General features: G+C 72.3%; 10 protein-coding genes. 4 read left to right on the top strand and 6 right to left on the bottom strand.

Annotated elements, in window-relative coordinates:
* Positions 1–735 (bottom strand): serine/threonine-protein kinase (locus tag ACWDX9_RS52630; RefSeq protein WP_449969479.1); only part of this gene is annotated, 735 nt, incomplete at its 3' end.
* Positions 736–941: 206 nt separating this feature from the next.
* Between ACWDX9_RS52630 and ACWDX9_RS52625 the strand changes: the two genes are divergently transcribed.
* The gene (locus ACWDX9_RS52625) at positions 942–2,297 is read left to right on the top strand and encodes a cytochrome P450 (protein WP_449969477.1); all 1,356 of its coding nucleotides are present in this window, start codon (positions 942–944) and stop codon (positions 2,295–2,297) included.
* A 50-nt stretch (positions 2,298–2,347) separates the two neighbouring features.
* Here ACWDX9_RS52625 and ACWDX9_RS52620 read toward each other — a convergent pair whose 3' ends face one another.
* From ACWDX9_RS52620 to ACWDX9_RS52610, 3 genes are read right to left on the bottom strand one after another with little or no spacing between them, the layout of a single operon-like run.
* Positions 2,348–4,093, bottom strand: coding sequence for an acetyl/propionyl/methylcrotonyl-CoA carboxylase subunit alpha (locus ACWDX9_RS52620; RefSeq protein ID WP_449969481.1), 1,746 nt, complete (start codon positions 4,091–4,093; stop codon positions 2,348–2,350).
* Positions 4,094–4,101: 8 nt separating this feature from the next.
* Positions 4,102–4,311, bottom strand: coding sequence for an acyl-CoA carboxylase subunit epsilon (locus tag ACWDX9_RS52615; RefSeq protein WP_449969475.1), 210 nt, complete (start codon positions 4,309–4,311; stop codon positions 4,102–4,104).
* Positions 4,308–5,846: an acyl-CoA carboxylase subunit beta gene (locus ACWDX9_RS52610; RefSeq protein ID WP_449969472.1), complete on the bottom strand. Its 1,539-nt coding sequence runs from the start codon at positions 5,844–5,846 to the stop codon at positions 4,308–4,310. The genes ACWDX9_RS52615 and ACWDX9_RS52610 overlap by 4 nt, the downstream gene beginning before the upstream one ends.
* Before the next feature lie 87 nt (positions 5,847–5,933).
* Between ACWDX9_RS52610 and ACWDX9_RS52605 the strand changes: the two genes are divergently transcribed.
* Positions 5,934–6,611, top strand: coding sequence for a TetR family transcriptional regulator (locus tag ACWDX9_RS52605; RefSeq protein ID WP_449969469.1), 678 nt, complete (start codon positions 5,934–5,936; stop codon positions 6,609–6,611).
* A 39-nt stretch (positions 6,612–6,650) separates the two neighbouring features.
* Here the strand turns inward: ACWDX9_RS52605 and ACWDX9_RS52600 are convergent, their stop codons facing one another.
* Both ACWDX9_RS52600 and ACWDX9_RS52595 read right to left on the bottom strand, forming a co-directional pair.
* On the bottom strand, positions 6,651–7,298 hold the full coding sequence (locus tag ACWDX9_RS52600; RefSeq protein ID WP_449895812.1) for a response regulator: 648 nt from the start codon (positions 7,296–7,298) through the stop codon (positions 6,651–6,653).
* Positions 7,288–9,327 carry a sensor histidine kinase gene (locus ACWDX9_RS52595; RefSeq protein WP_449969466.1) on the bottom strand — a complete coding sequence of 680 codons (2,040 nt, stop codon included), beginning with the start codon at positions 9,325–9,327 and terminating at the stop codon, positions 7,288–7,290. The genes ACWDX9_RS52600 and ACWDX9_RS52595 overlap by 11 nt, the downstream gene beginning before the upstream one ends.
* A gap of 159 nt (positions 9,328–9,486) precedes the next feature.
* Between ACWDX9_RS52595 and ACWDX9_RS52590 the strand changes: the two genes are divergently transcribed.
* On the top strand, positions 9,487–10,155 hold the full coding sequence (locus ACWDX9_RS52590; RefSeq protein WP_449969463.1) for a hypothetical protein: 669 nt from the start codon (positions 9,487–9,489) through the stop codon (positions 10,153–10,155).
* Between the two features lie 54 nt (positions 10,156–10,209).
* The coding region (locus ACWDX9_RS52585; RefSeq protein WP_449969461.1) for a BTAD domain-containing putative transcriptional regulator at positions 10,210–11,305 on the top strand (1,096 nt) is incomplete at its 3' end.

Here is an 11,305-nt window from a genome sequence, read left to right as displayed (position 1 = left end):
ACCCTCGACGACGCTGTTCCGATGCGTCAGCTCGGGCGCGTAGTGCACCACCCTGAACAGCACCTCGGGCGCGCCGCCCGACCCGAACGGCGGCCGGCCGGTCGCCGCGTACGCCACGACGCCGCCCCAGGCGAACACGTCGCTCGCGGCCGTGATCAGGCCTTCGGTGGCCTGCTCCGGCGACATGTACGCCGGAGTCCCCACGATCCCGGTGGACCGGCTCGCGTCCGGCTCCACGAGCTGCGCGATGCCGAAGTCGATCACCCGCGGGCCGACGGGGCTGAGCAGGATGTTCTGTGGCTTCAGGTCGCGGTGCACGACCCCGGCCTGGTGGATGGCGGTGAGCGCGGTCGCCACGCCGACGGACAGGGCCTCCAGGTCGGCCCCGGCCATCGGACCGCGTTTCCTGATGGCGGTGGCCAGGTCGGGGCCGTCCACGTACTCGGTGACGATGTACGCGCTCTCGCCGTCGATGCCCGCGTCCAGCACCGGCGCGGTGCAGAAGCGGGCCACGCTGCGCGCCGCCTCGACCTCCCTGGTGAACCGGCGGCGGAAGCCCGCGTCGCCGGCCGGTCCCTCGCGCAGTCTCTTCAGCGCGACGAGCCGGGATCCCTGGTCCCGGGCCAGGTAGACGACACCCATACCACCCTGGCCCAAGGGGCGGATGATGGCGTATGGGCCTATTTGCTGGGGTTCAGGGCTCACCTGAGAATTGTGATCGTCGATGCATGACATTTGATAGCAGATCACTTGAAAGGCCGCCGAGACCACGCAGCGTCCATGATTCAAGACACGCCGTATACTTTCCTCTTGCCATGACGGGCGCTTTGCGTGATGCTTTCAGATCTCTTGAGCGAACCGGCCCAAAGCTCCCAGAGAGGTAGTTCATCCCCGTGACCCACGGCCCATGGGCCCAGCAGCCCGCAGAACCCTTGCTGTCGATGTCCGTAGAACCGCTGCTGACCAGGGACTACGACGCGGATCCCGCCTTCGTCCACGAACGCCTGCGCAAGAGGTACGGCCCGGTCGCCCCGGTCGACGTCCTCGGCGTGCCGGTCTGGTTCGTCCTCGGCTATGAGGAGGTGCTCCGCGTCCTGCAGAACTCGGGCGGCATCTGGACCAAGAGCGTGGACAGATGGCGGATGAACGTCGAGGGCCGGATCCCCGCGGACTGGCCGCTGCTGCCCGTCTTCCAGATCAACAACTCGGCCTTCGCCGAGGGCGCCGCCCAGCGCCGGTTCCGCAACGCGTGGACGCAGGCGCTGGCGCCGTTCCAGGACCACACCCAGCCGCAGGCCCAGCTGCTCGAACAGGCCGTCGTGCAGTACGCCGACGACCTCATCGGCGTGCTGGCCGAGGGCGGCTCCACGGGGTGGGCCGACCTGGCCGCCCAGTACGCCCGGCCGCTCCCGCTCATGGTCGCCAACCGCATGCTCGGCTTCTCCGCGGCACGCGGCGAAGAGGTCGTGATGGACATCTGGCGGATGATCGACGCCGGGCCCGACGCGGCCGCGGCGTTCGAGCGGCTGTACGCCGCCATGACGGAGCTCGCGGCCACCAAGCGGGAGCGGCCCGGCGAGGACCTGCCCTCCTACATGATCGCGGCCGCTCCGGACCTCACGCTGGACGAGCTGGCCCGCGAGCTGCTCATGCTTCCCGGCCTGCTCGACTTCACCGCCAGCCTCGTCTGCAACGTCGTCGTCGAGGTCGTCTCCAACCGGGACGTACGGGCGAGCCTGTCGGTGGGCGCGATCGACGAGACGGTCAACCGGGTCGCGCTGCTCAACCCGCCGATGGCCAACCTGACCTTCCGCTTCCCCAAGACCGACGTGAAGATGGGCCACTACACGATCGCCGCCGGCGACCCGGTGATGCTCTCCGTCGCGGGCGCCCACGCCGATCCGCGCTTCGCCGGGGCGCTCGACCACGAGGCCATCCGCAGCACCCGCGCGCACCTGGCGTGGGGCGCGGGGCCGCACAGCTGCCTGGGGCACCGGCTGGCGACCCAGATGACGACGATCGCCGTACGCCGGCTGTTCAGCCGGCTCACCAAGATCAAGCTCGCGCTCCCGGCCGACCAGCTGCCCTGGCGCCCCTCCCCCTTCATGCGCGCCCTGCGGTCCCTGCCGGTCCAGTTCGAGCTGGCCGAGGGCTACGTACCGGCGGGCGAGCGCGCCGCCGACGGCGCCGACGCGCCCGCGGCTCAGCCGTCCGCGGCGGGCGAGGCCCAGGCCGGGCCGGACTCGTCCCGGTCCGGCGGGCTGTGGGGCTTCCTGCGCGGCCTGCGCCTCCGCTGACTCACCCCGTCCTGCGCCTCAAGCGCTGACCGGCCGGGTCCGCCTCGGCGTCAGGCCGGGTCCTTGATCTCGCAGATCACGGTCCCGGCCGCCACCGTGGCACCTACCTGGGCGGTCATCCCGACGATGGTCCCGGCCTTGTGGGCGGTGAGCGGCTGCTCCATCTTCATGGCCTCCAGCACCACGATGGTGGCCCCTGCGGTCACGTCGTCGCCGTCGGTGGCCATCACCTTGACGATGGTGCCCTGCATCGGGCTGACCAGGGCGTTCCCACCGGCGGCGGCCTTGGCCGCGCCTCTCTTCTCGCGCCGGGGAGCGGCCTTGGCGGCCGCGCGCGGCTTCGCGGTGCCGGCGGGGAGGACGACCTCCAGGCGCCTGCCCGCCACCTCGACGGTGATCCGCTCGCGCTCACCCTGCTCCGGGGCCTCGCCGGGCACGCCGTCGTAGGGGGCGATCAGGTTGTCGAACTCGGTCTCGATCCAGCGGGTGTGCACGGTGAAGGGCTCTGCGGTGAACGCCTCCTCCGCCACGACGGCCCGGTGGAACGGCAGCACGGTCGGCATGCCGTCGATCCCGAACTCCGCCAGCGCCCGGCCGGCCCGCTGGAGGGCCTGCTCGCGGGTGGCCCCGGTGACGACCAGCTTGGCGATCAGCGAGTCGAAGGCGCCCGGCACGGTCTCGCCCTGCTCGTACCCGGCGTCGAGCCGCACGCCCGGTCCGGAGGGGGCGCGCCAGCCGGTGATGGTGCCGGGGGCGGGCAGGAAGTTGCGTCCGGCGTCCTCGGCGTTGATCCGGAACTCGATCGAGTGGCCGCGCGGCTCGGGATCGTCGTAGCCGAGCTCCTCCCCCGCCGCGATCCGGAACATCTCGCGTACCAGGTCGATGCCGGTGACCTCCTCGGTGACCGGGTGCTCCACCTGAAGGCGGGTGTTGACCTCCAGGAAGGAGATCGTGCCGTCCTGGCCGACGAGGAACTCACACGTCCCGGCGCCGACATAGCCGGCCTCGCGCAGGATCGCCTTGGAGCTGTCGCGCAGCAGGGCCTCCTGCTCGCCGGTGAGGAACGGGGCGGGCGCCTCCTCGACGAGCTTCTGGTGGCGGCGCTGCAGCGAGCAGTCGCGGGTGGAGACCACGACCACGTTGCCGTACGCGTCGGCCAGGCACTGGGTCTCCACGTGGCGGGGCCGGTCCAGGTAGCGCTCCACGAAGCACTCGCCCCGCCCGAACGCGGTCACGGCCTCGCGCACGGCGCTGTCGTACAGGTCGGGGATCTCCTCGGCGGTGCGCGCCACCTTCAGCCCCCGCCCGCCGCCGCCGAACGCGGCCTTGATCGCGATGGGCAGACCGTGCTCCGCCGCGAACGCCAGCACCTCCTCCACCCCGGCGACGGGGTCCGGTGTCCCGGCCACCAGGGGCGCGCCGACCTTCTGGGCGATGTGCCGGGCCTGCACCTTGTCGCCGAGCGCGGTGACCGCCGCGGGCGGCGGCCCGATCCACACCAGCCCGGCGTCGATGACCGCCTCGGCGAAGCCGGAGTTCTCGGCCAGGAAGCCGTATCCGGGATGCACCGCGTCGGCGCCCGACCGCGCGGCCACCTCGATGATCTTCTCGATCGACAGGTACGTCTCCCCCGGCGTGGCGCCGCCCAGCGCGTACGCCTCGTCGGCCATCCGGACGAAGAGCGCGTCGCGGTCCTGGTCGGCGTAGACCGCCACGCAGGCGATCCCCGCGTCGCGGCAGGCCCGGACGATCCGGACGGCGATCTCGCCGCGGTTGGCGACGAGCACCTTGCGCAAGGTCGTGCTCACAGGGATCCTCCAAGACTCCAGCTCGACTCCCGCCATCCGCGGGGGCCGGTCACCAACGGGCGGCGCAGCACACGGCGGCGCACAGACGAGCCACCGACGGGCGGCTCGGGAACGTCGTCATCTGCGAGAGCGCGCAGCGCCACGACCAGCGCGGCCAGCTCTTCCGGCGAGGGGTCGCCCTTGTTGACGTGCACGGTCACGTTCATAGCGGGATGTTCCCGTGCTTCTTGGGCGGCAGGGCGTCGCGCTTGCCGCGCAGCAGCCGCAGCGCGCGGGTGACCTCGCGCCGGGTCTCGCTCGGCGCGATCACCGCGTCCACGTAGCCGCGCTCGGCCGCCAGGTAGGGGGTGGCGAGGGTGTCCTCGTACTCGCGCACCAGCTCGGCCCGCAGCGCGTCGGGGTCGTCGGCGGCGGCCAGCCGCTTGCGGTGCAGGATGTTGACCGCGCCCTGGGCGCCCATCACCGCGATCTGCGCGGTGGACCAGGCCAGGTTCACGTCCGCGCCCAGGTGCTTGGAGCCCATCACGTCGTACGCCCCGCCGTACGCCTTGCGGGTGATCACCGTGACCAGCGGGACCGTGGCCTCGCCGTAGGCGTACAGGAGCTTGGCGCCGCGCCGGATGATGCCGTTCCACTCCTGCTCGGTGCCGGGCAGGAAGCCGGGCACGTCCACGAGCGTGAGCACCGGGATACTGAACGCGTCACACGTGCGGACGAACCGGGCGGCCTTCTCGGAGGCGTCGATGTCGAGCGTGCCCGCCAGCCGCATCGGCTGGTTGGCCACCACGCCCACCGACCGGCCCTCCACGCGCCCGAACCCGACCACGATGTTCGGCGCGAACAGCGGCTGCACCTCCAGGAACTCGCCGTCGTCCAGCAGGGCCGCGATGACCTCGTGCATGTCGTACGGCTGGTTCGGCGAGTCCGGCACCAGCTCGTCCAGCGCCAGGTCGTCGGCGCCGAGCTCCAGATCGGCCTCGAACTCGGGGTGCGGCGGGTCGTCCAGGTTGTTCTGCGGCAGGTACGACAGCAGCGCCCGGGCGTAGTCGAGCGCGTCGTCCTCGTCATGGGCCAGGTAGTGGGCGATGCCGCTGCGGCTGTTGTGCACCCGGCCGCCGCCCAGCTCCTCGAAGGTGACGTCCTCACCGGTGACGGTCTTGATGACGTCCGGGCCCGTCACGAACATGTGCGACGACTCATCCACCATGATCGTGAAATCCGTGAGAGCCGGCGAGTAGACGTGGCCACCCGCGCACGCGCCCATGATCAGGGAGATCTGCGGGATCACGCCGGAGGCCCGGATGTTGCGGCGGAAGATCTCTCCGTAGAGGCCGAGCGAGACCACACCCTCCTGGATGCGCGCCCCGGCGCCCTCGTTGATGCCGATGATCGGCACGCCGTTCTTCATGGCCAGGTCCATGACCTTGCAGATCTTCTGCCCGTACACCTCCCCCAGGCTGCCGCCGGACACCGTGAAATCCTGCGAGAAGACGCACACCTGGCGGCCGTCGACCGTCCCGTAACCGGTCACCACGCCGTCGCCGTACACGAGCCCGCCGCGGGCCAGCGCGTCCAGCTCGACGAAAGAGCCCGCGTCCAGCAGCCGCTCGATCCGCTCCCTGGCGGTCAGCCTGCCCTTCGCGTGCTGCTTGGCCGCCGCCCGGGCCTCGCCCACGTGAACTGCCTCGTCCAACCGCTCCTTGAGGCGGGCCAGGCTACCCGCTGTGCCCTGCGCTGACATTCACCACCGCCAATAAGACTGAGTTTCATATTGACGATACTCAGTTTCGATAGCTTGGATACCCCTAACTTTCGAGAGAATGACCACATGTCGAAACCGCCCATCAGCCAGCGCCTCGCCGAAGCCGCCGTGGCGCTGTTCGACGAGCGCGGCTACGACGAGACCACCGTCGACGACATCGCCGCGCGAGCAGGCGTGAGCCGCAGCACGTTCTTCCGCTACTACCGCTCCAAGGAAGACGCGATCTTCCCCGACCACGACACCCTGCTGGACAGGATCGCCGCGCGGCTGCGGGCCTCGACCGCGGACACCGCGATCGTCGCCATCACCGACGCGGTGCGCATCGTGCTCGCCCACTACGTGGACGACGCGGAGGTGTCGCTGCGCCGATATCGCCTGGTCCGCCGGGTGCCGGCGCTACGCGACAGGGAGATCGCCAGCGTGGCCCGCTACCAGCGGCTGTTCCGGGAGTTCGTCGGCGAGTGGCTGGGCGACTCCCCCGACGCCGGCCTGCGCGCCGAGCTCATGGCCGCCTCCGTGGTGGCCGCGCACAACCAGGTGCTGCGGGGATGGCTGCGCGCGGGCGGCACGTACGACCCCTCAGGCCCCCTCGACCACGCGCTCCGGTACGTGATCGCCACCTTCCGCCACCTGGAGCAGCCGCAGGACAAGGGTGACCAGATCGTCGTCGCCACCTTCAGCCGCGCGGCCTCGCCCCAGGACGTCATGGCCGTCATCCAGCAGCACCTGGAGTCGTCCACGTAGAGAACGCAACCCCTGACAACCCCCTCTTCTCGAAGGGGCTCAGCGGGCGAGGCCCGCGTCGCGGGCGCGGATGATGGCCTCGGTGCGGTCGGCCACGTGCAGCTTGGCGAAGATGTTGGACACGTTGTTGCGCACGGTCTTGGGCGACAGGAACAGCTCCGAGGCGATCTGCGGATTCGACCGGCCGGCCGCGATCAGCGTGAGGATCTCCAGCTCGCGCGGCGTGAGCTGCGGGAACGCCGAATCCTCGGTGGGCGGTACGGTGAAGAACTCGGTCACCCGCCGGGCGATCGACGGCCCGAAGATGGCCTCGCCGTGGGCGACGGCCTGGATGGCGCGGACGATCTCGGCCTGGTTCGCGCCTTTGAGCAGGTAGCCGCGGGCCCCGGCGCGCATCGCCGCGAACAGGGTGGCGTCCTGCTCCGACATGGTCAGCATGACCACCCCGATGTGCGGGCTGTCGGCGACGACCCGGCGGGTGGCCTCGATGCCGTCCAGCTCCGGCATGCTGACGTCCATGACCACGATGTCCGGCTGCAGGTCGGCGGCCAGCGCGACGGCCTCCCGGCCGTCCGCGGCGGTGCCCACGACGTCGATGCCGGGCAGGGAGGCCAGCAGCGCCGCCAGCCCGTCGCGGTAGACCGGATGGTCGTCGGCGAGCAGCACGCGGATCGTCTCATCGGACACCGGCCACCTCCGTGGTCTGTTCGAGGGGAAGTCGCGCGCGGACGAGCGTCCCGCCGCCGGGCGGGCAGGTGACCTGGCACTCCCCGCCGAGCTCGGCCGCCCGCTCGCGCAGGGACAACATACCGACCCCGGCCTCGACGTCGTGGCCGATGCCGCGGCCGTCGTCGCGTACCGTGATCTCCAGGGTTCGCCCGCGCACACCGAGCATGATCTCGCACTGCGTCGCCGCGGCGTGCCGCACCACGTTGGCCAGCGCCTCCGACACGATCCGGTACGCGGCCACCTCCACCGCGGCGGGCAGCGAGCCGAGCGCGTCGTCGCCGGTCACGGCGATCTGCAGGCCGCCGGAGCGGACCCGGTCGGCCTGCTGCTCCACGGCCCGGAGCACGCCGAGCTCGTCGAGCGCCGGCGGGCGCAGGTCGTGCACCAGGCGGCGGACGTCGGCCAGCACGACGGAGACCTCGGCCGCGGTCTGCTCCAGGATGCGGTCGGACTCGGCGGGCGCGGCGGCGGCCAGGTTGCGGGCGGTCTCGATGCGCAGCGCGACGGCGCCCAGGCTGGGGCCGAGGCCGTCGTGCAGGTCGCGCCGGATCCGGCGGCGCTCCTCCTCGCGCGCGGTCACGAGCCTGGCGCGGATGCGCTGCAGGTCGGCGCTGAGCTCGCTGGCCCGCGCCGCCTGGGCGGCCTGCCGGACGAGGTCGCCGAGCAGCCGCTGGTCGCGCTCGGTCAGGTCGGCCCGGCACAGGACCAGCCGGCCCACGGCCTCGTCGCGGTAGGCGACCGGCAGCGACAGCTGCGGCCCGTCCGGGGCGCCGTGCTCGACCACGGTGCGCACGCCGCCCGGCCGCTCGATCTCCACCCGTACGTACGGCAGCCGGAACGCCTCCGACACCGTGTGGGCCAGCGCGGCGAGCTGCGCGTCGGGCTCGGTGGTGACCTCGAGCCGCTCGGCGAGCGTCGAGACCATCGCGTACGGGTCGTCGCGCGCCCCGCGCACCAGCCGCCGCGCCGCCCGCCACAACCACGTCCGCAGCGGCGCGTAGGCCACCGAGACGATCGCGATCGCGGCCAGCGCGGAGTCGCGCTCGCCCAGCACGCTGCCCGCGACGGTGAACACGGCCACGTCGATCGCCACCACCAGGACCGCGAGCATCCCGTACAGGAAGGTCGCCGGCAGCAGCCGGTCGATGTCGTACAGGCGGTATTCGGTCACCGCGATCAGCACCGCCGCGGAGGTGAGCGCGATCCCGACGCACAAGAGCACCGACGACAGCTGCTCCAGGGGCACCAGGAGCACGAACATGTCGGCCAGCGCGGCCCAGGTCAGCCAGCGGATCTGGGCGCGCCGCTCCGCGTCCGCCCGCCGGTAGCGGTGCACCATGACCGCGCAGGGGATGATCAGGCTCACCGCCGCCCCTGCCCGGGCGAGGCCGAGCAGGACCGCCCACGTCTCGTAGGGCAGCTCCAGGCTGACGGCGTCGAGGCCGAGCCGCAGGATCTCCGGGGGCAGCGGGACGTTCTCGAACCGCATCATCGCGGACGCCGGCACGAATATCCACACCAGCGGCAGGTAGCCGGCCAGCCCCAGGCCGGCGATCGACAGCCGCCGCCAGCCCTTGGCGGCGGGCAGCCGCCCGTCGGGGAAGAGCAGGATCAGCAGCGGCAGCCCGACCAGCAGCGCCGCGCCGAACCGGGCGTAGAACCAGTAGGCCGGCGCGGCCGCGAAGCCCCCGGGCGAGGTGTAGATCGCGTACACCGACCAGGCGCCGGAGAAGCCGTTCAGCGCCCAGTGCACGCCCGACAGGGTCAGCACCCAGGCGACGGGGTGCCGGGGCAGCCGCCGCAGCAGCAGCGCGCCGGGCACCGCCTGGGCCAGGCCCGACACCGCGGCCGGCCAGCTCACGGCTTCGAGGCCCGCGCCGGGCGGCAACGAGATCCCGGAATTGCGGACGTCCAGCAGCACCGTGCCGACCGTGAGCACGACCGCGAGCGCCGCCGGGACCGCGGACAGGCGGCTGGCTTTTGTCACCTGAGCATTGTCGCCGGATATGTGTCCCGTTGTCCCGGGACAGCCTGTCCCGGGACACGGCGGGGCGCCTCGGGACCGGATCAGGGACGGGCGGCTCTGCCGGCCCGGGACAGCGGGCGGACATCGTTGGGGGCATCGCAACAAACCGGAAGGAACCCCATGGACGCCCACATCCGCAACGAGCCCGCCCGGGCCCGTACGGACACCCAAGTGCTCAACTCCACCCCCTACACCGGCGCCGCGCCGGCGGTGAGCGAGAGCGCCGTCCGCCGCGCCGGGATCGGGCTGATGGCCGGCTCGCTGACCTGGGCGACGGCCATCTACATCCACGGCACGCAAGGCGTCGGCGTGGGCGAGCGGATCATCGACCTGACCGGGCTGGCGTTCCAGCTCGGCATCTTCTGCCTGCTCTGGGTGCAGATGAGGACGCGGGCGATCGGCGCCTCGCGGGGCGCCGCGGTGGCGCTCAAGCTCGAGGCCGCGGTGCTCGGCCTCGCCAGCGTCTGGTCGCTGCTGCACGGCGTCCTGCCGGACGGCGTCAAGGACGAGACCTGGCTGGCCTTCCTCGACATCTGCTGGCCGCTGTCGATGCTGGGCATGGCCGCGATCAGCGTCAAGCTCGCCTTCACGGCGCGGTGGCGCGGGGTGCTGCGCTGGTGGCCGCTCATCGCGGAGAGCTGGGCGGTCGTGACCGTCCCCTGCTACCTGCTGGTCGGCGAGCAGCTGGCCCGCTGGGTCGGCGGCACCCACCTGGTCATCGGGTACGCCGCGCTCGGCCTGCTGATGGCCCTGCGGCCCGCGGCCACCCTCTTCTCCAGATCCGCCTGACTTCTCCAGATCGGCCTGACTTCTCCAGATCCGCCTGAGCGAACCGGACGTGCTGTGGAATTTCGAGTTCTGGGACCTCTCGAGGTCCGTGCCGACGGCGGGGAGCCCGTCGGCCTGGGCGGGGCCCGCCCGCGCGCGGTGCTGGCCCGGCTCCTCATCGCACGCGGGGCCGTGGTCTCCACCGACACCCTGATCCATGACATGTACGGGGACACGCCGCCGCCCAGCGCGCTGTCGTCGCTGCACTCGTACGTGTCGAACCTGCGCCGGGCGATCGAGCCGGACCGCGGCCCGTGGGCCAAGCCCAAGGTGCTGATCGGCCGGCCTCCCGGCTACCTGCTGGCCGCCGATGACGTGGACGCGTCGCGGTTCGAGGAGCTGGTCGACCGGTCGGAGTTCCAGTCGCCGGGGGAGGCGCTGACCTGCCTGGACGCCGCGTTCGGGCTGTGGCGGGGCATGCCGTACGGGGAGTTCGGGGACGAGACCTGGGCCCTCACCGAGGTGAGCCGGCTGCGCGAGCTGCGGCTGGTCGCGCTCGAGCGGCGCGCCCGGGCGCTGCTCGACCTGGGCCGCCCGCAGGCCGTGATCACGGACCTGGAGGCGGAGACGGCCGAGAACCCGCTGCGCGAGCGGCTGTGGTGCCTGCTCGCCCTGTCCCTGTACCGCACCGGGCGGCAGGCGGAGGCGCTGGCCGTACTGCGCCGCGCGGCCCGGCAGCTGGCCGACCAGCTCGGCCTCGACCCCGGCCCCGAGCTGCGCTCCCTCGAACAGGACATCCTCCGCCAGGCCGACTCCCTGGAGCCGGCCGCCCCGGCCACCCTGGTCGTGCCGGTCCAGCCCCGACCGGCTCGCCTGGACGACCGGCTCGCCGAGCTGATGGCGCTGCCCGAGCGGGCCGCCCGCACCGGCCTGCGGCTGGCGGCGGTGAGCGGCGAGGCGGGGATCGGCAAGACGTTCCTCCTGGAGGAGTTCGGCGAGCACTGCTCAGCCCGGCTGGGGCAACTGGTGCTCTGGGGGCGCTGCCACGACGCCGAAGGGTTGCCGCCGCTGTGGCCGTGGGTCCAGGTGCTGCGGACGCTCGAACAGCACTGCCCGCCCGGCGGCAGGTCGACTACCAGGACGTCCTGCGGGTCTGGCGCGAGGCGGACAC

The sequence above is a fragment of the Nonomuraea sp. NPDC003201 genome, from assembly GCF_053590415.1.
Note: the sequence above shows the minus strand (reverse complement) of the source record. Positions and strands in the feature narration are given on the sequence as shown.